Here is a 23,901-nt window from a genome sequence, read left to right on the forward strand (position 1 = left end):
CAAACACGATCAATTACCGTTACTTGATTAATGCTCTTTTGGCGCGTCCCTACTTGAATAATATATTTGTACTACAAATTGGCGATCGCGCTGTGCCAGTTGCGTAAGTCCTGCTTAAATGGAGAATGAATCGAGGGATGGGGTTCCACCAGGCGATGACTCTACTTTCAGACTTCAACCAGAGCTGTTAGGACAAGGAAGAAGTCAACAAAAGTTGCATAACTTCCAGCCCAATTGGAGATAACTAGTTATAGAAGACACAGGAGCTAAACAGTTATGAGTACAGTTCTAGTGGTGGAAGATAGCCTTACGCAACGGAAGCTAATTTCAGACTTACTCAAGAACAGTGGATTAAGTATCGTTTTTGCGCGTGATGGTGTCGAAGCTTTAGAGCAAGTTGAATCATCCTGCCCCGATTTAGTTGTTCTCGATATCATCCTGCCTCGGATGAATGGCTACGAAGTCTGTCGTCGGCTCAAATCCGATGAAAAAACCCAAAACCTCGCTGTGGTTATGTGTTCTAGTAAGGCAGAACGATTCGATTTGTATTGGGGAATCAAGCAAGGTGCCGATGCTTACATCTCTAAGCCTTTCCAAGCACAGGAGTTAGTTGGTACTGTTCAGTATCTGTTACGAGAATAAAACGTCGATTCAGTTTTTATTCTGTTTTTCCAAAAAGGTTTTGTAGCTTTCAGGTGTATTGAGATCAGCAATAACATCTGGAGTATCAAATTCTACTTTCTGAATCACAGAATAAAACTCTTGTACAACTTGGCGGAGTCCTGCGGTTTCTTCTCGAATCTTTTCCAGATAAGGCAGTAGCTTATTCGAGAAGAATAATGGATGCCCCAAGCGACCCTTATATGAGGGTGCAGTAATCATTGCAGTATAGTGACTATGTTCTTTAAGTGATTTTTGATAAACCTCAGTTGCTCGAGGTTGGTCAACTGCGGAGATTGCTACAACTTCAAAATCTTGAGGAAGTAATCTTAATCCTGTCAAAATTGAACTCGTTTTTCCTTGATTAGGAAAAGAATTAATCACAACTCGGCTACCCTGTGGACAATCGTCTTGGTGATGAGCATTGTGAGAACCAAGCACTACAATTGGTGTAATACCAGCTATCAACCATTGCTCTACTTGATAGGAGAGTAAGGTTTTTCCCTCAAGCCAAGCTAGAGAAGCTTTACAAGTACCCATACGAGTTGAAGCACCTGCTGCCAGGATAATCGCAAAGTTTTTTTCTATGGATGTCATGCAAGCGTCTGGATGTAAGGCGATTCTCTCAAGTCATCACCAAGTAATTGCCTTCTCTGGGACAGGGATTTACCCGTTCCGCCACGGCGAACTTTAATTAATTCAGCACAGATGCTAATTGCAATTTCTTCTGGAGTTAAAGCACCAATATCTAGACCAATTGGAGCATGAATGGACTGTAGTATATTTGGTAAAACTCCTTCTTGTTGTAGTTTTTGATATACAGTACGAACACGCTTTTCACTGCCAATCATGCCGATGTATTGGGTTGGTTGCTGCAACAGAATCCGCAACGCTTCTAAATCCTGCTGAATTCCCCGTGTGACTAATGCAATATAAAGCTGGTGTGCTGGAGGTAAAGTATCTAAGGCAGAGGCTATTGGTAAGGCAAGCAGCAATGATGCTTCTGGAAACCGCTCTTTTGTAGTAAAGTCTGGTCGATCATCCTGCACAACGACTCGAAAGCCAGCTTGTTTAGCAATTTTTGCTAATGGTACAGCAATGTGTCCTGCACCAATAATTAACAGTGTTGGTAGAGGAAAAAGGGGTTCAACTAGTGCGGTCGGATACAAAGATGTTGCGTATAACATCTCTATAGTTGTTTCCGAACATTGTGTTAGCGTTCTGTCTGCGTGAGAGAGTCGTATATAGGGAAACCTAGCTGCATCAAATGGTGTAACGAGTGCCCCAGCTTGCCCAGAATTCAGGATATCAAGAATTTGATGAACGAGTGCGATCGCCTCTTTTCCTGCCCAACGTTCCAGCCAAACCTGCATCCTCCCTCCACAAACCCCTTGCGTCTCACGAGTCTGTGTGCCTGATAGGTCAATTTCAATAAATTGCTTTTCGCCAGTCTCCAATACTTTGAGCGCTTGAGTGATAATCTTTGCTTCCCCAGCACCACCCCCTATCGTGCCGCCAATACAACCATCCGAGCAAACAAACATTTTCGCTCCCACTTCTCTGGGTACTGACCCTTTGATATGGGTTACAGTGGCAAGCACCACAGGACTTTTTACCATTGCTTGCGCCAACTGCTGATAAAACTCAAGCATCGTGGTTAGTTGTTGGTTATAAGTTGAATAGATCATAAGTTAAGGCATACTCCCTAACAGTAACGGAAGTGCAAAACATGGCTAAGCTGTTTGTCTTTAGTGCTTGTGAAACAGCTCAGCGAGATACAGCGGTTCTCATTTGCATGATCATCAGGCTCAGTTAGAACTCTCTAAACAATACGAATCTCCCTACTCTTAGGCACCTTCCGTTCTAGTTGCGAATTAGTTTTAACCCTTCCTAAAGTATTAATAAATTAATACTCATAAATGATGCAGGTAATACAAAAAAGTTGCAGAAATATCTACTTTTTTAACATAATAAAAGCAGTAGAAACTACCCTGCATAAACTCCATCCAATGTAGGACTTAATTATAATGATGCTTACCCCCCCGCAACGAAAGAAATTAATTTTTTTTCCAGCAATATTGTTACTACTAGGTTTGAGCGTATTAATGCCCCCAACTCGACCTGCTTATGCCTGCTCTTGTGTGCGTCAGTCTGTCCCCAATCAGGCTCTAGCAGATGCCACAGTTGTTTTTTCAGGACAGGTTACAAACATCGGACAAGTCAAGGGACGACTAAACATTACCTTTCGGGTTGATGAACAGTGGAAAGGGGACTCAGCTCAAAGCCTAGTTATTCAAACGGCTGCAACAACTGCCATGTGTGGATACCCTTTTGAAGTTGGTCAGACCTATCTTGTTTATGCCAACCGTCGCCAAGGCAGGCTCCAAACAAATCAATGCTCTCGCACCACCTTACTTAGCCAAGCTGCCGAAGATTTATCGGTACTCAGTAAAGATATACCTTGTAAGGGGTGGAAAGCTGAAAGCTGATGCTATTGGATTTTAGGCTTAAATCGTGATTTGCGATCGCATGAAACACACCGAAGGGCTTGGTAGACATCCCTCAGCCAAGCTAATATTTTTTTTGCAAAAACTAAGGGAACAAAAAAGCCCAGTGTTAACTGGGCAGACTAACTAATTATTGCGAGCGAGCTATGTCTTTATCGTATTGAGAGTTCAATGAATGCTTTGGACTTTAAATCGTTTACACAAATGATTGATACGGATGGTTAGGGTTAATCTCTTTACTGATTCGCCCCTTGTATAGCAATCATTTAGGCTATCACTATTAGACGAACGTAAAGTCCCAAGAGGCAATAACATTGGTGGTGTCTTGCACCACACCAATAAGATCGCTTTGATAGTAGATCAAAGTATCAGTTTCACTGCTGCCAGACCAGTCTTGGAAGCCTAGTGAATAGTCACTTTCACTACCATAAACCTGGAATGTATCTCCCTCAAACCAGTAGAAGTCCGTAATTGTGGCATGGCCCTCTCCTAGATAGAACGCCCCGGAGGCATCCCCCAAAACAAAAGTATCGGCTCCATCAGAAGAATCTTGAACACCTGGTTGGGAGAAACTGTAGTCTCCACTTAGGACATCGTATTCTCCTGTAGTACCGCCATAACCATTGAGTGTGTCATTACCGTAACCACCCACTAAGGTATCGGTTCCTGCCTCTCCTAGTAATGAATCGTTGCCAGTACCACCATCTAAGTAATCGTTACCGTCATAACCTAAGAGCGTATCGTCGCCCTCATCGCCATACATGTCGTCATTGCCAGTCCAGCCATCCATGTAGTCGTTGCCAGCTTCACCCGCTAGATAGTCGTTGCCAGCACCGCCATCTAGGGAATCGTCACCGTCATAACCTAAGAGCGTATCGTTACCATCACCGCCATACATGTCGTCATTGCCAGTCCAGCCATCCATGTAGTCGTTGCCAGCTTCACCCGCTAGGTAGTCGTTGCCAGCACCGCCATCTAGGGAATCGTTACCGTCATAACCTAAGAGGGTATCGTCACCCTCACCACCATACATGTCGTCATTGCCAGTCCAGCCATCCATGTAGTCATTGCCGGAACCACCAGAGAGATAGTTGTCTGCCTCATTACCGATGATGCTATCGTTGCCAGATCCGCCGATCGCATCTTCAATAACAACACCGTTGGCGATGGTGAAACCGCCATAGATGCCTGAAACTGAAGATATATAACCACCTGCATTCGGTCCGGTTAGTGGTGCGTCATTGAGATTGATGGTGGCATCAACTGTGGCATTGGCGGCTGAAATCGTATCGAAGCCGCCTGCATCCCAAATGCAGGAGTAGAATGTGCCAGACGTGTTGCTAGTCGGTAAGAAGTAGGTATTATCGCCCGTATTGTAGGACGTATTAGCCCCATACAGAGACTGGATGGCGGCAATATCAAAGGCCATAGGAGTACCTTGATAGCCATAGTTCAAAATCCCGGAGTAGTCATTGCTGACTAATCCATCGTTGTAGGACATGGTGGTCCAAACCCCTTGATTCAGTCCATTGTCCCCTGTATCCCAAGGAGAATCAACGCCGGGATAGATACTAGAACCACCCCCCGTATCGTGAGGATGAGCCAACCCCAAGCCATGCCCCAACTCATGAATTAGGGTAATGTACCCATATCCACCCTCCTGTAAGCCTGCTTCATCCCAGCCAGTTCCTTCCCAGTTGAAGTAGCCAATCCCTTCTCCAAATGTACCGGGAGGATTGAATGCCCCTAATGCATCGAACTCAGTGTTGTTTACCAAATTAAAAGCCAATGTTGCATTAGGATCGTTGTCAGTGGCTTGGACAAAGTTAATATTGGCGACATTAGACCAACTGGTTAAGGCTTGCTCCATAGCAGCTATTTCATAGTCGAACCAGGGTGTACTAGTCGTATCAATGTCGTCGTAATTATCATCTAGGGAAGGATCGTCCCAGAAGGAGTAAGTGATTGTGTTGCCATACTGGTTCCCGCCCCAAAGAATGCCATCGATATAGGGATTAGAGTCTGTCATGCTCATCTCCAAGTAATCATTAGTGTTGTGTGGATAACTTCGACTGAAAAACTTCTGTAAAGTAGTACACCGAGGCTGATAAAAAAAACTTCTGTAGAGTAGTAGACTCAAGCTGATTAGCTAGCAAGACTCCTACAGGATTGGATGGTTGGTTGGCTAAGCTTCTTTGCCCTCCTATATAAAGCTCAGCTAAAAGTCAGAGTTTTATGCAGAATCTCAAATATTAATTTTTGTTAAAAGATTATACCTATTTTGAAAGTGGGGACTCGTGATTAGGGGAAAGAGACTTTCATATTTTCGTTGTGTACGGCAGTTCATGAAGTCTCTTGCAAAAATCGCCGCTGGGGTACTATGGGGTCTGAACAAAGGCGATCGCAAGTCTGCCTCCGGGCTAGCAAGTTGCCTTTTCCAGTTGCTAACGCCGTTTTGCCGGATTCTCAAGCACGTTTGAATCTACTAACTAAAGACTAATAACTGTTAACCGCTCTCCAAACTCGTTCAGGTGTCATCGGTAACTGAGTCAACCTGACACCAGTTGCATGGGCAACGGCATTTGCGATCGCAGGTGCTGTACAGTTAGTGCCAATCTCCCCAATCCCTTTCGCACCAAACGGCCCATAGGCATCGTCTTTTTCTACCAAAATGATTTCCATCGGCGGTGCATCCTTGGCAGTAGGAATCCGATAAGTACGCAAGGTGGGATTGAGTATTCGTCCTTGCTCATCGATTCGCAGTTCTTCCGATAATGCATAACCTAATCCCATCACAATCCCACCCATTGCTTGACCGTGGCAAATTCTGGGATTAATCGCTTTACCAATATCAATAGCTTGGACACATCGCAGTACTTTGATATTTCCTGTCTCAGTATCAACTTCAACTTCCACTCCCTGAACGGCAAAAGTTAGGGATGATTCATCGGCAGCGTGTTCAACTTCTACGGTTAGAGATTCTTGCTGAGTTTGAGCATAGGCAGCTAGTTCTTGCAAGGAAATCTCTTGCTCATTTGCCTTCACGGTTTTACCAACAAACGTGATGAGTTCGGGTTGAGTTTGCAAACGTTTTGCGGTTAATTTGAGAAGATGCGATCGCATTTCTCTTGCCGCTTTATTCACAGCTTGACCGGATATGTACGCTGTCGCTGAGGCGTAAGAACCTGAATCATAGGGAGTTTGGTGCGTATCACCTGTAATAATTTCAATATCAGCAACAGTAACGCCCAAAACCTCAGCCGCAATTTGTCGCAAAGATGTATCCGAACCCGTGCCAACATCAACAGAACCTGTCCGTAGTTCATATTGACCATCAGTTGTTAAAGAGAGTTTGACACCCGCTTTATGGATTTTTGCTAAACCACTACCTTGCATCGAAACTGCGAAGCCTAACCCACGTCGAAGATAGCCATCTACAACAGGTGGTGTACCCGGAACATAATCTAACACTTCAATAACTTTCTCAAAGCATTCTCGTAAGGCGTAGCTACCAATTAAGTGAAAATGGTCATGCGCTTCTTCACGTCCGAGTTTAATTACATCTTCGGGATGAATAATATTTTTCAAGCGCAGTTCTAAAGGGTCTATCCCTAATTTTTGGGCAATTTCATCCATCTGCGATTCAACAGCAAAGGTGCCTTGCGTTGCACCATAGCCGCGAAATGCTCCGGCAGGCATAGTATTGGTATAGATTCCCCAACCATAAAAGCGTTGATGAAGGCAACGGTATAAACCAAGAGGAAAACAACCTGTCAGGAATACCACAGTTCCAGCATGATTTCCGTAGGCACCTGTGTTAGAAATTGCCTCCATCGCTTGAGCAACGAGTGTGCCATCTGCTTTTACCCCCGTTTTGAGGTGAATCTGCATTGCATGGCGGCTATTTGTTGCTATGAATTCTTCTTCCCTAGTAAATTCCAACTGCACGGGTTTGCCTGTTTTCAGTGTTGCTAAGGCACACAAATCTTCTGTAAGAATTTCTTGTTTGTTACCAAATCCTCCACCAATTTGAGCTTTATAAACTCGAACTTTTTCTATTGGCAAGTTCAAAATTTGAGCAACTATTCGTTGGGCGTGAAATGGGACTTGGGTACTTGAACGAATCACCAGCGTTCCATCGTCATCCAACCAACAAACGCTGACATGGGGTTCTAAATGAACGTGCTGAACAGCGGGAAGATAATAGGTGTTTTCAACAATTAAATCAGCAGCAGCAAACCCTTGTTCAATGTCGCCATGTTCTAGAACAACTTTTCCAGCAATATTATGTTGAACGTCAGGAATTTGATAGGACTCTGGCTCATCATGAATAACAACATTCCCCTGCATTGCTTGAACGGGGTCAATTACATGGGGCAGAATTTCGTAATCAACTTCGATTAACTGACAGGCGAGGGTAGCAATATCAGGAGATTCTGCAACAACAGCCGCAACGCGATCGCCTACAAAACGGACTTTGTTATCTAGCAAATAATGGTCAAGTGGATCGGGAACGGGTTCGGCATGACCTGCTGTAGTGTAGGGTATTCGTGGAACATCTTCATGGGTGAAAACAGCATGGACACCAGGAAGCGCTTTTGCTTTATCGGTGTAGATTTTGCGGATACGAGCGTGAGGATAAGGCGATCGCAAAACCTTAAGATGCAGTAACCCCGATGGACTCCAATCAGCGGTATAAGACGGTTTTCCTGTAACTAGCGCTGGCCCATCTTGCTTTGGAATACTCTGCCCAACTTGGGGAGAGTTAGGGGTGAGGGCGTACTGATGTGCCCCTCTACTTACTTCTGATTTCTGACGCAGCAGAATACTTTCAACAATTGCCTGATAACCCGTACAACGACAGAAATTTCCTTTCAATGCTTCTCGAAGTTCGGCTTCCGACTCATAGCTAATCTTCTCGGCACTCATAATCATGCCGGGAGTGCAGAAGCCACACTGAAACCCTTGTCCCTCCAGAAATACTTGTTGCATTGGGGAAAGTTGACCATCCTGAGCCAGTCCTTCTATGGTGGTAACGGTATGACCATCCACTCGCATAGCAGGGCAAATGCAGCTATGAATTGCCTTGTCATCCAGCCAGACAGTACAGCTACCACAATCCCCTGATTCACAAACACGATGCACCCCAACCCAGCCAAGGTTGCGTAACAAACTCAGCAAGCTAGTGCCAGGAGAACAGGTAGTCGTACAAGGTTTACCATTAACTTGGAAGGTTAGGGATGACATAGCTCGAAAAGTGATCGCTCCATTAATACTTGCGTTATCTGTCTGCGATAACTTGCACTTCCCCGGTCATCTTCCACAAAATCATGCAGAGGAAGTTGTTCATCAAGAACATCAGCAATGTCTCCAGTTGTGGGAATACCGGTAAACTCCACTAAGCGCGGAGTCGATACACAAGCGCCTATCCCGAACCGCACTTGGTTTGACTGAGAATTGAACGCCGCTACCACAGTAGACAACGCATAACCATCACTAGCCACACAAATGCGCTGAAAGCTTGTCTGCCATTCCAAGTTAGACGCAGGAATCCAAATTTTCCTCAATACTTCCCCAGGTTGCAGAATAGTCTGCTGAACACCTGTTTGGAATTCCAACGCTCGAACCCGATAGGCAAAACCTCCCTGCCAAATTTCATAGGTTGCCCCCAACGCTATCATCACTGGGGCAAAGGTACTAACAGGCAAAGCCAAACAAATATTACCGCCCACTGTTGCGATATGGGACACCTTGAAGGAACCGAGATGTGAAACCGCACTCTCTAGTGCTTTTGTCCCCTGCCAATGTTCTGGAAAAGAGAACTCCAATAGTTGATTTTGAATACAAGCCGCACCAATCGCTAAACCATCGGGTGTAACTTCAATCTCCGACCAACCAAACTTCTCTAGATCGACCAACGTTGTGATGTTCGGTTGGGCTTGGGAAAATAACCACGTTCCTCCGCTTAACCATGCCCATCCTTGCTGCCAGTCTTTTACTGACTCTAGATCAGTAGGTCGTAGGTAGGTTTGTACATTAGGCAAATCCATTAATCTACTGAGCGTCTAGGATTTCAAGCTTCCTCTGTAGAACATCTCAGTGTATTGAGAAGCTCTGAAGGCTTTTGTATCAAGGCGAACAGTTACTTCCTAATCGAATTTGGGGTTATGACTATGAGCCAGGTTCCAATATCGTTGATGTTTGTGTCGGTCACTTGCGAAAGAAATTAGGTAGCGATCGCATAGAAACAGCTAGGGGTGTGGGCTATCGACTACGAAACTAAACCTGACCCTCGTAGCGGAGGATTCACTGCTGCTATAAAGGAAGTTGAGCTAGATCTTAACTTAGATTTAGCTCGATTTTAATGGCTGGATTGATGCCACTTTTCACAAGAGGGTAAGGAATTTCTGCGCCATGCAACCTCAAGAGCTAACGGCTTCTGACAGAAACACAAAGATTAACAAACTTTGCCCCGCTCAGCCCTCAAACGAATTCCCAACCTCAGAATTAACATCACGTTGGAAACCTAAAGCCGGTTCCTGGCGTATCCACCAAAAAATTGGCTACGGGTATTTCCTCGCAATTGGCATTGGATTTATCGGCTCACTTACTGGACTGATTATCGCGGACTATTACCAAGGACAAGGAGTTGAGCAACTGAATGATGCCCATGTGCAAGCACAGCTATTAGGAAATTTCAAAGATGCAGTAATTGAAGCGCAGTTGCATAGCGTACACCTCGCTTCTGTACTAGAGAATTCAGGACAGTTGCAATCAGAAAAAGCTCAATTCCTTGAAAGTGTTGCCCGAAGTAAAAAGCTACAACTTCAAATTGAACGATTTATAGAAAGTGACCCTGCTTGGTTAGCAGCAGACTCCAGCACTATAGAGGCTTTGTTGCAAGCTTATGTAGCGAGATTAGACTCCTACGTTCAAGCTATAGAGTTGAGTTTACAACCCATCTACCAATCACCAACCAAGCCAGAGGAGGTTGAGTCTGTACGGAAGCAGCTATTGCTGGTTGTCAATGGGGAAGAGGTGATGAACCTGGAGCGCCTCGGCACAGAATTGACGACTATCCTCAACACGGCTCAAGCACAAGAGCGGCAAGGGGGGAATGTGATGGAGGAGGCACAAGGGCTTGAGAAACTGATTATTATCCTCAGTATGCTGGTATCGGTTGCGATCGCATCGCTTGTAGCATATCGTACCAGTCGTGCCATCGCTCAGCCAGTTGTTACGGTTACTCAAGTTGCTCAGGAGGTAGCCAGGGAGTCTAATTTTAGTCTCAGAGCGCCTATTACCACTAACGATGAAATTGGATCACTCGCGACGTCTCTTAATCAACTCATTGAGCGGGTAGCTGAGCGTACTCAAGAACTGCAACAAGCGAAAGAAGTTGCTGAAGCTGCAAGTCATGCCAAAAGCCGATTTCTTGCGAATATGAGCCACGAACTGCGTACCCCTTTAAATGCAATTATTGGTTACAGTCAACTTCTCCAACTAGATGTCCAGGATTTAGAGATAAATGACCAAGAGTTTATCAGTGATCTGCAATCAATTAATGAGGCTGGTAAACATTTGTTGGAACTGATCAACGACATCCTCGACTTATCGAAGATTGAAGCCGGAAAAATGGCACTTTGCCTAGAGACGTTTGAACTAAAGACGCTAATTAATAACGTTGTCACCACAGTCAAGCCATTGATGGAGAACAATGGCAATGCCTTAGAGATTCATTGTGATGAGCAGCTTGGTACGATGTACAGCGACCCAACGAAATTACGGCAGGTGTTGTTTAATCTCTTGAGCAATGCGGCTAAGTTTACCAAACAGGGCAAAATAACGCTGACAATTACCCATGAGCCAAATGATTTTGTAAGTTCTACAAGTCAAGAACTAAAAAGTGTTGTAGCTGACAAAGATTGCAGTCTTTCACAATCCCACTCTTCATCAACAATAGGACAGGAGCAAAGCCAAAATCTAGAATCCCTAGCCTGGATTGACTTTAGTGTACAAGACACAGGTATTGGTATATCAGATGAGCAGCAACAGCGTTTATTTCAAGCCTTTACCCAAGGAGATGCCTCGACGACCCGCCAGTATGGTGGTACTGGCTTGGGGTTAGCAATAACACACCATTTCTGCCAGATGATGGGTGGTGATATTGTTGTCAAAAGTCAGGTTGGGGAGGGGTCTACCTTTACAGTTCGCTTACCCGTTGCCGTTACGATTTAGCGATCGCTAATTTGTATTAAATTGTATCTGGATCAATATTTAATTCTCTAAGTACTGAGATTAATGGAGAGGCTCAAGTTGCACAAAGAGTGAGATGCGATCGCCTGTAGCGAACCAGCAATGCTGCTCACTTTATGTACTCGGTGTAGAGTGGTTAACTATTTAGCCAGGTTACTTGTTGATAGGTGAAGCTGTTTCTTGCTTACAGACAGAGATTAAGCGTTCCTCATCAGCACTAATCGATTTAATTTGATGCAGGTTTGACAGATTGATTTTTGTTGCCGCAATTTGGGGTTCACCAACTCCCACCGACTTAACATCTAACGTGTTATTTTTTTCGGAACCTGTAAAGCACTCAAACTCGGAATTAGGGAAGTACGTGGCTCCTACCACTTTTCCCTGTTGACGTTGAAATACCACATACCCTTTACCTGTTTGCTTAGGCTGAGGAGCTTCGCCATATAAAAATAAACCATCCGCTTTTGGCTGTGCTACTTTCGGCTGTGCTAAAGTTGACTGATTTTGTTGACCGAGAACCGCTGACTGAGGCAGATCAAAGCTAACGAAAGCGATCGCACCCAGTACAAATGGCGCAGTCATTAGCAATTTCTTCATAGTTGCAGGTGGATTCACTCTATTCTTCTCCTTGCGCCCCTAGCGTATTAACCTTAAAACTATTGCTGCAATGGAACGTGTCCCCTAAGAAGTAATTCACGGTTTCATTTTTCCGTCTTTTGGCACACATAGAAACCAAAACTGATGGGATTTAGCCGCGAAGTTTAGGGCTGCACCGTCTTTGCCGACTGATTGAATAACAACGAGCGCGACTGTTCGATATCAAGTGCTTGATTTTTAAATGCCTCTGCCTTCTCGTAAGCACGAACCGTCGCCGGACGTGCCTGAATCGTCTCAAACCAGCGCCTTAAGTTCGGAAAATCCTCTAGCTTCTGACCTTGGCGTTCATAGGGTACGATCCAAGGATAGGCGGCAATATCAGCGATGGAATAGTTGCCAGCCACAAATTCTCTATCTGCCAGTCGCTTATCCAGGACAGCATACAAGCGTCCTGTCTCTTTTACATAGCGGTCAATTGCATAGGAGAGTTTTTCTGGAGCGTATTGGCTGAAGTGATGATTTTGACCAGCCATTGGTCCAAGCCCCCCCATCTGCCAAAATAACCACTGAAGGACTTCTACGCGATCACGTAAATCAGAAGGAATCAGCTTCCCGGTTTTTTCTGCCAAGTACAGCAGGATTGCACCTGATTCAAAGAGCGAAATCGGCTCACCACCATCAGCAGGTTCGCGATCAATAATCGCCGGGATACGATTATTGGGAGCAATTTTGAGAAAGTCGGGCTTAAACTGATCGCCAGTACCAATGTTGACGGGGATGATGGTGTAGGGCAATTCAGCTTCCTCAAGAAACATCGTAATCTTGTGACCGTTTGGCGTTGTCCAGTAGTAAAGTTCAATCATGAGTTTTTTCTCCTAATTTGGTAATTTGAATTTTGAAGTGCTTACTTGAGTCCTGCATCTTCAGATACACCCAGCGCTAGTCCTGTCCAATCAATCTCTCCCCGTCCTTTAGCAACTGCTGCTATCAAACGGTCGTGAACTAAACTGGCGAGGGGCATTGGCATCTGGCTTTCCTGGGCAGTCTGCAAAACTAAGTCAACATCCTTCAACCCCAGAGACAGTTTGAAACCTGCTGGCTCATATTGCTCTTGAGCGATCGCACGTCCATAATTTTGATAAATAGGACAGGCAAAGAGGGTTTGACCAAATAGCTCAGCCACCTGAGTTCGCTCAATTCCATTCTTCTCGGCAAGGGTAAAGGCTTCTGCCATCGCTTCGAGGGCTGAGACGATGAGGAAGTTGCCTGTAAGCTTGACAACATTTGCCGCACCAATCTGCTCTCCAAAATCGAATACTTTTTGCCCTAGTCCATTCAAAAGTGGTAGCACTCGTTCTTTAGCCGCTTCATTTCCTGAGAGGCAAATCCACAACTTCCGTGCTGCTGCTGCCTCAGGTCGCCCAAATACAGGTGTTGCTAGGTAATATGAGCCTTGTTGTTCGTGCTGTTGGGCTAAACGCTGAGCTGTAGCGGGTGCAACGGTACTCATTGAGATATGAACGCCACCAGAACCAAGCTTTTCAAGGATGCCACCTTCGCTCAAAACAACCTCTTCGAGAGCCTGATCGTTTGCCAGCATTGAGATTACAACCCCACCTGGTTCCACCACATCAGCCGGACTATTTGCTAATTCGGCACCCTTATTTACAAGCGATTGGGCTTTCTCAGGTGTTCGGTTATAGACTCGGAGCTTATAGCCATCAACAAGATTCGTGGCGATTGGCAAACCCATGCTGCCTAAACCGATAAAACCAACAACGTTGTTCACTCGTCTTCCTCCTGATTGTTTTATTTCCGTCATGGTATCGAGTCATCTTAATTTCTTACCAGGGGATGACCTTTCGATCGCGTAAAAATTTGCCCGTTAAGTCGGAGGGTGCTTCCGTCGCTAGCCATGTTACAGTATCAGCCCCTTGTTCAACAGAGCGCGAAGCACTGGAACCACCCATATCTGTGCGAACCCAACCCGGACAGATTGAGTTCACAACGATGTTTTTATCCTTAAGTGCTGCTGCCATCATGCCCGTGACGGCATTTAAGGCAGTTTTCGATAGGGAATAAGCAGGTGCCCAATCACCCATGTCTGTTAGTTGACCACCACCACTGGAGACATTAACTACTTTTCCGGCATCGCTTTTGGTAAGGAGGGGGACAAGTTTCTGGATTAAGCGAAGCGGCCCCAGCGTATTTGTTTGGAGGGTTTCTAGAATTGTTGCTGGTTCCACGTCAAGGATTGAGGCATTTGATTCATCTAGAAGGACACCTGCGTTGTTGACCAGCACGTCTAAATAGTCAATCTGCGATGCGAGTTCCTTTGCTAGTTGATCGATACTCGTTTCATCTGCCACATCAAGTTGCAGGAAGGCGACGTTGAATCCATCCTGTTGCAATTTTTCTGTCGCCTCCTCTCCACGTTGGCGATCGCGTGCTGTCAAAAATACCCGAAACCCTGCCTTGCCAAGCTGTCGGACGATTTCTAAGCCAATCCCTTTGTTAGCGCCAGTTACTAGAGCAATTTTTTCGGTTGTCATATTTCAATAGTTCGATAATATCGAACAAACAAACTATAGTTGACACGGTTTCCTGGTTTGTTGGATGCCGTGCTAAAAGCCGCACAACAGTCGCCTTCACCCTACGTTTTGTGTTCGCAAGAGAACAACCAATAGGATTTCCGAGAAAAGCGATCGCTCAATTGGGATAGCGTTGATAGAAGGCGATCGCATTAGCGAAGCGAGGCGTTAGCCTAGTGCGGCTGCAAGCAGATCGCTTCCACAACGCGCAGGAAAAGAATATTATGCCTTATAGTCAATTCAGCATTGAGAAGGTGAAGCAAGACTTTCACCTTAAGACCATTGAGGGAAGCCGATTTTTTCCAGACTTAATTGAGGAGATTTCTCCTAGCCCTAAGCTCTCAGCAATTTTAGAAGATATACCTTGGGCGATTGCTGTGGATACCGAAAAAGCTCGCTCTGAAGTAATTATTAATCCTGTTTTGCTGGAAGTGCGGCGTAGCCTCAATAGTCAAATTAGTGTATTTTCGGGTGAGGAATTTAATGTTGATGTTAGTGTTGGATTAAACGGAGTTTGTGATTTCCTAATTAGCCGTTCTCCTGAACAACTGACGGTGGAAGCTCCAGCTATTGTCGTTGTTGAGGCGAAAAAATCTGACCTAAAGTCTGGACTGGGACAATGTATTGCAGAAATGGTGGCTGTACAGCGATTTAATCAGGCAAAAGAGCAACCAATTAGGACTATATATGGTTGTGTGACAAGTGGAACACAATGGCGATTTTTGAAGTTGGAGGAACAAACACTAACTATCGATTTAACGGACTATCCACTTCCTCCTGTTGAGCAAATTCTTAGCTTGCTGGTGTGGATGGTAAAAGATGGCTGAATATGACCGAATGTAAGAAAGGTAAAGATGCGATCGCTCAACCTATGTACCCCGATCAATGGCATCGTTTCTAAGCGCTGTCGAGTGCAGAGCTTGCTAGGATAAACTGAATAGACCATCTAATAAGGCTATGGAAGTTAGTAACTCGCAGGTAGAAGAGATTACTCGCCATCATTTTTACACTCTTGACGAGTTAGAGTCTCTATTGCAAAGTTTGCGGATGGAACTTGAAGTTGCTCCAACTGACCACAAAGTGCATCGGGATTTGTTTAGCCGCATTATCAGGGATGCCCAACGCGGTCTTAGGCTACCCGATCCTAACGATTATGTAGACGTAGATGACCCAACTTTTGGGATTACTGTAGAAGATGAGCAAGAGTTTGACCCGGAAATTGAAGCTTTGAGGCAACAGGGTTGGAAAATTATGACGGTGAGTCAGGCTGCACAAAATGTCGCGCAACTGGCTGATGGAAAGTCTGATACTCCTTCAAGTTAACTTAGGTCTGGAGGCAATTTGTACCACCAACATTGCTTGCAATGCTCGTCAAGGAACTCTTTTTTAGGTAAATAATCCTGGTTGTTTGGTTTTCGCAAAAATATGCCCTCAAGTTTCCCATATTCGATATTACGTAAGCTGGGAGCAATCCTTACTTTTTTCTCATCTAGATCTGTGTGCGGGTCAATAGCAATTAAGTTTAGGTCAAAGAGTGTATGCAAATCCGCCCTCAAGAGCAATCCATTTGAAAGATGATTATTTTCAGTTTCACTATAGGGGATAATATGGGCTGCTTCTAAAGCTTCTTGTGCATCGCAGCCAGTAATAGCACACTTAGAGTCGTAGGCTTTAAGTAAATCTTCACGAAACTTAGGTTGCCCTCTCCGTTGAGCAATAGATCTAATAATTCGCTTTTGAGTTTCTTCAATGTTTTTTGAGTTGTAGTAACCTTCGTGGTCAAGGCTCTTTATTTCAGAATCAATAAGACTCTCTATATTAAGTCGTTCTTCAGCATACTTTTCAAATAAACTATTTATATTTTTTGCAGTATTTTTTTCATCATTGATAACTTTCTCATGTAACTCTTTTTCATATTCTCTATATTTATCTGCTGCAAGCTTATAAAGTATGGTGAGGCTTGGCTTTTGTCTTTGCAAAAAAATCCTGCGCCATCAAACTTTTCATGAATGTATTTATACAGATTACGATAATTTTGTTCACTTCTATGGCTTGGATCAACTGTATCCAAGTTTTCGTCCAACCATCTTCCATAGTTTGTCGATTTCCCAGAATCATGTGTAAGCTCTAACATAATCTCGTTGAGAATTTTACCTAGGTAAAAAATTCCTATTCTCTGATCTTCGTAAGACGGCTTATGTTTTTTTGAGATTTTCTCTCTGATTTCTAGATACTTTTTCTTCAAAAGTTCTAATTTATCTTTCGGTAATTTAATATTTCGGAGTTTGCTTTCAATGTCGAATCCAAAATATTTAACCAAGATTTTTTTTGAATCTTCATTCTCCCTCTCCATCTGAATCTATCCTTCAAAAATATTTTCTAAAATAAAGATTAGAACTAAGTTACGGCTTTTGCTCATAGACACTTTCGACTCACGAAAACTGGTTCTGAATCCAACTTCGGACAGCACGAATTACAGTATTTTCGTTTTGAGTTTGGCGTGAAAGCAAAAATTGGTTGAGTACCGCAGCAGACACGTTGGGAAAGGCGAGGCTAAATGCTGACTCGACATAATTGCGATCGCACTCATCGGTTTGCAGGTGATAAATTTTTAAACCGTGTTTTTTTGTGTAGCACCAAACTTCAGGAATGCCTAACGCTTGGTAAACCTCAATTCTGCGGGTGGAAGGACTTGTAATATCGACTTCAATCACCAGATCGGGTGGCAAATTTTCAGGAATCTCAGGATCGAGTCCTTGGAGTTGGTTAGCATTTTGAATATAAAAACACGTATCTGGTTCTGCACCTTGATCGAGTTCCTCTCGTTCTAGGGTTGTCGAACCCATATTGATAACATCCAAATCCAGTTCTTCAGTTAAAGTAGTGACAATTCTTGCCAACAATCGATTAATAATTTCGTGAAGCTTGGATGGCATCTTGATTTGGAGGACTCCCCGATTGTAGGTGAGACGGGTGGCACGATGGTCGCCCATATCAGCTAGTAAGGCTTTGTAGGTCTGCCAACTTACATTAGGTAGCACAACATTTTGCGTAACCTTACCTTGAAAATCTTCCAGTTCAAGCTCGCTCACTTGTGTAGAAATCATCACCATCCGTGCTGCTTCCCTACGATTTGGCTCTTGTGTTCTGGCTAGCACTCTACATCTGTGCGTTTTTTGTCGGTAAGTAACTCAACTCAAGAGAACGTTAAACGTTGACCTCTCCCCTAGCCCCTCTCCTGCTCTTGAGTGGGGAACCTGACTCCCCCTTCCCTACCAGGGAAGGGGGTTGGGGGGTTAGGTCAATATGTTTGTTTTTTAAGTTAATCGACTTAATTATCTCATCCCTATTATCGACTCCGATGTACAAACACGTCTGCGGTGGGGATTACACCTGTGCTGAGAAGCGATTTAATTGCAGCAGCGCTAACGCGATCGCCTTTTCCCATACAGTATTGTGAGAAGATACGATACCTTGGACTAGAACAGACTCTCTTCCAAAGACGGTACCCAGTCGCCTCGCGTCGCTATGACTCAAACCACCGACTTCCTCAGCCACCTCAATTCCTCCCAACGTCGCGCTGTCGAACATTACTGCGGACCTTTACTTGTAGTTGCTGGTGCAGGTTCCGGCAAGACGAGGGCGCTAACCTATCGAATCGCCAATCTCATTCTCAAGCACAAGGTTGCTCCAGAAAATATCCTAGCGGTAACATTTACCAACAAAGCCGCACGGGAGATGAAAGAGCGGATTGAGAAATTATTCGCTCAACAACTGGCGCTTTCAAAACACGGTCAACGATTGGAGTTACTGCCAGCCGAGGAGCAAGTTCAGTTGCGATCGCGTGTTTACAAAACCTACATCAAGCCGTTGTGGATTGGTACATTCCACAGCCTATTTTCGCGGATTCTGCGTTTCGATATCAATAAATATCAAGACGACAAAGGACATCAATGGAAACGTAGTTTTTCTATCTTTGACGAATCAGATGCCCAGAGTCTCGTTAAAAATATTGTCACTAAACAGTTAAACCTGGACGATAAAAAATTTAATCCTCGTTCCATGCGCTACGCCATTAGTAACGCGAAAAACCAAGGTTTAACACCTAACGATATTGAGAAAAATCAGCCTGATTACAAAGGGCGAGTGCTTTCTCAAGTCTATAGTTCTTACCAAGACCAACTAGCAGCTAACAATGCCCTTGATTTTGATGACTTGATTTTGATACCCGTCCGGCTATTCCAACAGAATGAATCTGTCTTAGGATATTGGCATCAACAATTTCAACACATTTTGGTCGATGAATATCAAGATACAAATCGAATTCAGTATGATCTGATTCGTCTACTTGTTACCAATGGAGAAACGAGAAAGAGTGAGTGGAATTGGCAAAATCGCTCAGTCTTTGTAGTCGGAGATGCTGACCAATCTATCTATTCTTTTAGGATGGCAGATTATACCATCTTATTGGAGTTTCAAGAAGACTTTGGTGATGGGTTGCCGGATGACGATACCCGGACGATGGTGAAATTGGAGGAAAACTATCGTTCTAGAGAAAACATTCTCCAAGCCGCTAACTACTTGATTGAGAACAACACCCAGCGTATTGATAAGGTACTGAAAGCAACACGCGGTATCGGAGAACAAATTTATTGTCACAAAGCAGACGATGAAGTTGCCGAGGCGCACTTTGTTGTCAACCAAATCCGCAAAATGGAAGAACAAAACCCGGAAATCGATTGGGGAAGTTTTGCCATCCTGTACCGCACCAATGCTCAATCTCGTCCCTTTGAAGATGCCTTGCGAGGCAAAGTTCCTTACATTATTGTTGGTGGGCTGAAGTTCTATGACCGGAAAGAAATTAAAGATGCCTTGGCTTACCTAAGAGCGATCGCAAATCCGGATGATACAGTTAGCCTTCTGCGAATTATTAACACACCTCGACGCGGCATTGGTCAAGCCACGATTGATAACCTCGTTGGTGCTGCCCAACAATTAGGTGTCCCCTTGTGGGAAATCCTCAGCGACAAAACCTCAGTAGCTACTCTAGCGGGACGTTCAGCCAAAGGTGTAAATAGCTTTGCCGATTTAATTACGCGGTGGCAAGAGCAAGTCGAGAACTTCTCAGCCGCTGAAATTGTCAAAGGGATTATGGAAGAGTCAGGTTATGTTCAGGACTTGCAAAAGCAAGGCACTGATGAAGCGGAGAACCGACTAGAAAACGTCTCCGAACTTTATAACGCTGTTCTCCAATTTCAGGAAGAGAACGAAGACACAAGCTTAGGTGGGTTTCTAGCGAACGCTTCTCTTGCCTCAGACTTGGATGACTTAAAAGATGGGCAAAAAGCTGTCTCCTTAATGACACTCCACTCGGCTAAAGGATTAGAATTTCCAGTAATCTTTTTGGTAGGGTTAGAGCAAGGGTTATTCCCTAACTTCCGCTCAATGGATGACCCTGCGGCTTTGGAAGAAGAACGTCGTTTGTGTTATGTAGGTATTACCCGCGCTCAAGAACAACTGTATCTTTCCCATGCTCGTGAGCGTCGGCTTTATGGTAATCGTGAACCTGCTGTACGTTCTCAGTTCCTTGGAGAAATACCGAAAGAACTCATCAGCAGCACACTAGTAAAAGTTAAAGCCAGTAGTGAACCTCTGACTTCAGCGATAGAACCCAAACAGCAAACGACTAAACGCTCAACCAAACAATCAGCAGACTGGAAAGTTGGTGAGTTGCTGATTCATGATTCCTTTGGTACTGGCGAAGTGACTCATGTTTTCGGTTCAGGAAGCAAGATTAGTATTGCTGTTAAGTTTCCCGGTGTTGGTCAAAAAATTCTTGACCCAAAACGAACGATATTGCAACGAGTGAAATAAATAGAATGGCACTGACTTAAGCTCTTAAGTCACGCTAAGGCAATACTACCTTGGGAGCAATAATGTACAAGACGGCTTAACTTAGACTATCTAAGCTGCAAGATGTAATCTACTTAACTCCTTGCAGTCTTATGAAAGAACCAGTAGCCGCTGATTGGAGTGGTGTTATCGCTGGGATTAAGCGAAGTCTTCCCTTGGCGCTTTCTATCTTCACGTATGGTGTTTCCTTCGGTGTCCTTGCGCGTCAGGCGGGACTAAGCTTAGTTGAAGCGTTCTTAATGAGTAGTTTGGTTTGTGCAGGTGCATCCCAGTTTATTGCGGTGGAGTTATGGCACTCACCACTACCGATTGCAACACTCCTTCTCACCACGTTGGTGATTAACTTGCGACACATCTTGATGAGTGCCTCCTTAAGCCCTTGGTTTTTGAAACTGCCTACCTGGAAAGCTTACGGTTGTTTCTTCTTCCTCAACGATGAAAGTTGGGCGCTAACGATGGCTGAGTTTGCCAAAGGAAAACCTAATGCTGGCTTTTTGCTAGGAACTGGCTTAATGACGTTTGTCGCTTGGGTTAGTTCAACAGTTGTTGGGCAACTACTTGGCAGTAAAATTACCGATCCAGCACAGTGGGGCTTAGATTTTGCCTTTACAGCCGTATTTATTGTGTTGCTAGTCTCGCTGTGGCGGGGTAAATCCAATTTTTTACCTTGGACTGTGGCGGCAATTGTTGCTGTGGCTACGGCTTACTGGTTACCAGGGAAGTGGTACATCCTGCTAGGGGGAATCGCTGGGAGTTCTGTGGGGGTGATACGTGATGCAGATTGATTCAACAACACTTTTGGTAATTTTGGGAATGGCAGTAGTGACATATGCCACCCGTATTGCTGGGCTATGGCTGATGAACCGAGTCACCCTTTCCAATCGGATGAGGAGTTGGTTAAATCAGATTCCCGGTGCTGTTCTTATCTCTATCATTGCACCGACCGTACTAACGCAGAGTCTAGCTGAGGCAGGTGCCGCACTAGCAACAGTTGTAGTAGCAATCAGAAGTGGCAACTTGATTTTGGCAATGCTAACTGGGATTGGTACGGTTTGGCTTTTGCGATCGCTTCTTTTGGGAGTACCTTAGAAGATGCGATCGCGAGTTTAGACTGTGTAAATTTCTATGCTAAATTATGTCTCAAATCTGCTCTTGCGTAGGTTTTTATGTCTAAATGAATCCAATCTATTGTATAGCTCATTCAGGATTTTTAAAGGAGTGACTAAAGGTAAATCAACTCACGCTTCCAGGTTGCTTTAAGTAAGCTTTCTTTTAAACTTTTAGTTAACTAGGTAGCAGCAAGTGGTCAACCTGGCAAGCTAAGTTGAGGAGTCCTTATCTTCTTTCCTTTCATCAACTCAATATCTAGACTTGCAGCAAGAATAAACCGATGACCGATTCAGCATTCTCTATTGATCCAATTCAGGGCTTTACCGAAGATCTTGTTGGATATTATGTAACAAGTACAGCATCCATTAACGTCGAAGACGAACCTACCTATCCAAATACTTCAGTAGAAGAGCCACTTAGAGAAATGGCTCGGTATTTGGCAGAAAGTGATAACCCACAAATTGTGGTATCAATACATGGTTATGGAACTAAGCGCTCTGATGCAAAAGAGCGTTTTAGAATTATTCACAAGTACGCTACTAGTATTTGTCAACCCAAAAGCTCAGTTTTTCTTGGGTACTGTTGGCCGTCTGAAAACCCAATGAAAGATGAACCTGATCGTGAACCTTCTAACCAAAAAGCTATTTCGTTTCAAGATAAGCTAGGCTACGCACTTAAGTCGCTACCAACTCTTTTAACAGGAATTTTTAGTAGTGCGTTAGTACTTAGCATCATTACAACCTTATTAATACTTGTACAACCTCGTGCCTTTTCTGCCTTAACCGTATTGTTATCAATTGGCATCTTTGCGATTTTCGCTACACTAGTTCTCCTGAAGTTAGGAGATGCTATTCCCTTATTACCTCGGTTACCGCTTTGGGTACTACTCTTAGGACTGCTAATAGGTGCAGTAGCAATTTTTAGTCCAGTTAATCCCCAAAGTTTACTGGTAGTCCTCCTCATCTTATTTATCGCTTCCTTGGCTATAGTTTTAGCTCTAATTGCCTTAAGACTAGCTACCTACTTACGTGACAATTATCGAGCAACTAACTATGGTGTTCTAGATTTAGTTGAACTACTTAGACAGCTCGACCAAGCCGTATTTGAGACTAAACTTTTTGATCTCATTGAAACCAAAAACCTAACAGAAGATTTACTCAATGAGATTGGAGAAACAAAGGAAGCATGGCAAGCCGCAGATAGAGCCAAGAGAATGGCACTCTGGAAGAAGGCAAGCCAGAAAGCAGAAATAGAGCAAGAAATCATCAACCAAATTCCTAAGATTAAATTAAATTTCATCGGTCATAGTATGGGATGCATGGTAGTTACAAACACGATACGCATCCTTTCTGACGTGTTTGATCCAAACTCAATTCAAAAGAATCCCTCTTCAGAGATTGGTCGTGTTTTTTCTCTGGGTAGGTTAATTCTAGTTGCACCTGATATCCCTACAGAATCGATCATGCCTCGGAGAGGCAATTTTTTAAGGTCTTCTCTACGTCGATGTGAGGAAGCTTATGTCTTCAGTAATGAGGGAGATTTAGCATTACGTCTTGCCTCAACAGCCGCAAATTATTTCAGCTTTCCAGCAAGAACCCGCTTCAGTGGTTATAGACTAGGTAATTTAACAGCTAAGCGTTTTGAGAATAAAGATGACCGTCGAGTTCGGAAACTGGAAGAGCAAGACTATGGAATAGTCAATTTAAAAGATGGAGAGCTTACAAAGCCTTATCTAGAACTTGAAATTCGTGTTTCAAATCAGGAACATAGAAGTTTAACTGAACTACGACCTCCAAATACAGTTGAAAAAGATAAGTCAAATTTAGTTGAAGATTTGCCAGTTGCAGATCTATTTACATATTTTGACTGCACAGACTATACGGACTTCACACTTCAAGAAGGAAGCCAATCGGAGGGGATAGTTAGCTATGCGCTTAGAAAACCTGTTCTGAATTATTGGGATTACTTTCGGCTAATTAATGCTTATTTTTTCAAACGTGGCTCTGAAAACATAAATGTTCACGGTGGTTATTTTTATGGAAAGTTTAGCCATCAAGCAATCTGTGAACTAGCTTTTCTAGGATTTACAGGCTTTCTAAATAACTTGAAACCTGGTGTTTCTCTAAATGAACAGCTTAGTGAACTGTCAACCCAGGCTAGGAAAAAGCATATTCAGGTAGTTCTTTCTCGGCGGGTTGAAAACCTTTTAAATTCTGGTAAATAGAACTACAGATTAAGCAACATAGCAGCCGTTAAGTTATGGCACA

At 43.9% G+C, this 23,901-nt stretch carries 24 protein-coding genes; 11 read left to right on the top strand and 13 right to left on the bottom strand.

Going from position 1 to position 23,901, the window contains the following annotated elements:
- The first annotated feature begins 276 nt into the window (after positions 1-276).
- Positions 277-642 carry a PleD family two-component system response regulator gene (locus tag H6F98_RS11410; protein ID WP_192218810.1) on the top strand — a complete coding sequence of 122 codons (366 nt, stop codon included), beginning with the start codon at positions 277-279 and terminating at the stop codon, positions 640-642.
- A 9-nt stretch (positions 643-651) separates the two neighbouring features.
- Here H6F98_RS11410 and H6F98_RS11415 read toward each other — a convergent pair whose 3' ends face one another.
- The gene (locus H6F98_RS11415) at positions 652-1,257 is read right to left on the bottom strand and encodes an NTP transferase domain-containing protein (protein WP_192218811.1); all 606 of its coding nucleotides are present in this window, start codon (positions 1,255-1,257) and stop codon (positions 652-654) included.
- Entirely contained in the window at positions 1,254-2,312 is a 1,059-nt protein-coding gene (locus H6F98_RS11420) for an XdhC family protein (RefSeq protein ID WP_192218812.1), read from the bottom strand. The genes H6F98_RS11415 and H6F98_RS11420 overlap by 4 nt, the downstream gene beginning before the upstream one ends.
- 453 nt (positions 2,313-2,765) lie before the next feature.
- Here H6F98_RS11420 and H6F98_RS11425 point away from each other — a divergent pair, with 453 nt between their 5' ends.
- Positions 2,766-3,149, top strand: a complete 384-nt coding sequence (locus tag H6F98_RS11425) for a hypothetical protein (RefSeq protein ID WP_192218813.1) — start codon at positions 2,766-2,768, stop codon at positions 3,147-3,149.
- Between the two features lie 298 nt (positions 3,150-3,447).
- On the opposite strand, the gene H6F98_RS11430 is transcribed toward H6F98_RS11425, so the two are convergent.
- Entirely contained in the window at positions 3,448-5,196 is a 1,749-nt protein-coding gene (locus tag H6F98_RS11430) for a M10 family metallopeptidase (RefSeq protein WP_192218814.1), read from the bottom strand.
- A gap of 316 nt (positions 5,197-5,512) precedes the next feature.
- Here H6F98_RS11430 and H6F98_RS34035 point away from each other — a divergent pair, with 316 nt between their 5' ends.
- Positions 5,513-5,647, top strand: a complete 135-nt coding sequence (locus H6F98_RS34035; protein WP_277927568.1) for a hypothetical protein — start codon at positions 5,513-5,515, stop codon at positions 5,645-5,647.
- Positions 5,648-5,663: 16 nt separating this feature from the next.
- On the opposite strand, the gene H6F98_RS11435 is transcribed toward H6F98_RS34035, so the two are convergent.
- Positions 5,664-8,414: a molybdopterin-dependent oxidoreductase gene (locus tag H6F98_RS11435; RefSeq protein WP_192218815.1), complete on the bottom strand. Its 2,751-nt coding sequence runs from the start codon at positions 8,412-8,414 to the stop codon at positions 5,664-5,666.
- The gene (locus tag H6F98_RS11440; protein ID WP_192218816.1) at positions 8,402-9,217 is read right to left on the bottom strand and encodes a xanthine dehydrogenase family protein subunit M; all 816 of its coding nucleotides are present in this window, start codon (positions 9,215-9,217) and stop codon (positions 8,402-8,404) included. The genes H6F98_RS11435 and H6F98_RS11440 overlap by 13 nt, the downstream gene beginning before the upstream one ends.
- A 74-nt stretch (positions 9,218-9,291) precedes the next feature.
- Between H6F98_RS11440 and H6F98_RS11445 the strand changes: the two genes are divergently transcribed.
- Both H6F98_RS11445 and H6F98_RS11450 read left to right on the top strand, forming a co-directional pair.
- Positions 9,292-9,450, top strand: a complete 159-nt coding sequence (locus H6F98_RS11445) for a winged helix-turn-helix domain-containing protein (RefSeq protein WP_396811502.1) — start codon at positions 9,292-9,294, stop codon at positions 9,448-9,450.
- 131 nt (positions 9,451-9,581) lie between these two features.
- The gene (locus H6F98_RS11450; RefSeq protein ID WP_192218817.1) at positions 9,582-11,405 is read left to right on the top strand and encodes an ATP-binding protein; all 1,824 of its coding nucleotides are present in this window, start codon (positions 9,582-9,584) and stop codon (positions 11,403-11,405) included.
- 171 nt (positions 11,406-11,576) lie between these two features.
- Here the strand turns inward: H6F98_RS11450 and H6F98_RS11455 are convergent, their stop codons facing one another.
- The 4 genes from H6F98_RS11455 to H6F98_RS11470 form a co-directional block, all read right to left on the bottom strand.
- A complete protein-coding gene (locus H6F98_RS11455; RefSeq protein ID WP_192218818.1) occupies positions 11,577-12,005 on the bottom strand; it encodes a hypothetical protein in 429 nt (142 codons plus the stop codon).
- A 179-nt stretch (positions 12,006-12,184) separates the two neighbouring features.
- Positions 12,185-12,883 carry a glutathione binding-like protein gene (locus H6F98_RS11460; protein ID WP_192218819.1) on the bottom strand — a complete coding sequence of 233 codons (699 nt, stop codon included), beginning with the start codon at positions 12,881-12,883 and terminating at the stop codon, positions 12,185-12,187.
- Positions 12,884-12,924: 41 nt separating this feature from the next.
- Entirely contained in the window at positions 12,925-13,809 is an 885-nt protein-coding gene (locus tag H6F98_RS11465) for an NAD(P)-dependent oxidoreductase (RefSeq protein ID WP_313929840.1), read from the bottom strand.
- A gap of 55 nt (positions 13,810-13,864) precedes the next feature.
- Complete coding sequence (locus H6F98_RS11470; RefSeq protein WP_192218821.1) at positions 13,865-14,572, bottom strand: SDR family oxidoreductase; 708 nt, start codon at positions 14,570-14,572, stop codon at positions 13,865-13,867.
- Between the two features lie 263 nt (positions 14,573-14,835).
- Between H6F98_RS11470 and H6F98_RS11475 the strand changes: the two genes are divergently transcribed.
- Both H6F98_RS11475 and H6F98_RS11480 read left to right on the top strand, forming a co-directional pair.
- Complete coding sequence (locus H6F98_RS11475; RefSeq protein WP_192218839.1) at positions 14,836-15,438, top strand: hypothetical protein; 603 nt, start codon at positions 14,836-14,838, stop codon at positions 15,436-15,438.
- Positions 15,439-15,568: 130 nt separating this feature from the next.
- Positions 15,569-15,934 (top strand): hypothetical protein, encoded by a 366-nt coding sequence (locus H6F98_RS11480; RefSeq protein ID WP_192218822.1) that lies wholly within the window; start codon positions 15,569-15,571, stop codon positions 15,932-15,934.
- Here H6F98_RS11480 and H6F98_RS32745 read toward each other — a convergent pair.
- The 4 genes from H6F98_RS32745 to H6F98_RS11500 all read right to left on the bottom strand — a co-directional run bounded on the left by H6F98_RS32745 (position 15,931) and on the right by H6F98_RS11500 (position 18,169).
- A complete protein-coding gene (locus tag H6F98_RS32745; RefSeq protein WP_313929843.1) occupies positions 15,931-16,563 on the bottom strand; it encodes an HNH endonuclease in 633 nt (210 codons plus the stop codon). The two genes, H6F98_RS11480 and H6F98_RS32745, sit on opposite strands and share 4 nt — an antisense overlap.
- Positions 16,467-16,964 carry a hypothetical protein gene (locus tag H6F98_RS34435; RefSeq protein ID WP_192218823.1) on the bottom strand — a complete coding sequence of 166 codons (498 nt, stop codon included), beginning with the start codon at positions 16,962-16,964 and terminating at the stop codon, positions 16,467-16,469. The genes H6F98_RS32745 and H6F98_RS34435 overlap by 97 nt, the downstream gene beginning before the upstream one ends.
- 79 nt (positions 16,965-17,043) lie before the next feature.
- Positions 17,044-17,769, bottom strand: coding sequence for a Uma2 family endonuclease (locus H6F98_RS11495; protein ID WP_313929841.1), 726 nt, complete (start codon positions 17,767-17,769; stop codon positions 17,044-17,046).
- Between the two features lie 229 nt (positions 17,770-17,998).
- Complete coding sequence (locus H6F98_RS11500) at positions 17,999-18,169, bottom strand: hypothetical protein (protein WP_192218824.1); 171 nt, start codon at positions 18,167-18,169, stop codon at positions 17,999-18,001.
- Here H6F98_RS11500 and pcrA point away from each other — a divergent pair.
- The 4 genes from pcrA to H6F98_RS11520 all read left to right on the top strand — a co-directional run bounded on the left by pcrA (position 18,140) and on the right by H6F98_RS11520 (position 23,858).
- The gene (gene pcrA / locus H6F98_RS11505) at positions 18,140-20,485 is read left to right on the top strand and encodes a DNA helicase PcrA (RefSeq protein WP_192218825.1); all 2,346 of its coding nucleotides are present in this window, start codon (positions 18,140-18,142) and stop codon (positions 20,483-20,485) included. The genes H6F98_RS11500 and pcrA overlap by 30 nt on opposite strands.
- Before the next feature lie 131 nt (positions 20,486-20,616).
- The gene (locus H6F98_RS11510) at positions 20,617-21,309 is read left to right on the top strand and encodes an AzlC family ABC transporter permease (RefSeq protein ID WP_192218826.1); all 693 of its coding nucleotides are present in this window, start codon (positions 20,617-20,619) and stop codon (positions 21,307-21,309) included.
- Positions 21,299-21,613, top strand: coding sequence for an AzlD family protein (locus tag H6F98_RS11515; RefSeq protein ID WP_192218827.1), 315 nt, complete (start codon positions 21,299-21,301; stop codon positions 21,611-21,613). Before H6F98_RS11510 ends, H6F98_RS11515 begins: the two co-directional genes overlap by 11 nt.
- Positions 21,614-21,914: 301 nt before the next feature.
- Positions 21,915-23,858, top strand: a complete 1,944-nt coding sequence (locus H6F98_RS11520) for an alpha/beta hydrolase (RefSeq protein ID WP_199348422.1) — start codon at positions 21,915-21,917, stop codon at positions 23,856-23,858.
- Positions 23,859-23,901 lie beyond the last annotated feature (43 nt).

Origin of the sequence: Microcoleus sp. FACHB-SPT15 (genome assembly GCF_014849525.1) — a bacterium.
GTDB lineage: Bacteria > Cyanobacteriota > Cyanobacteriia > Cyanobacteriales > Coleofasciculaceae > Symplocastrum > Symplocastrum torsivum.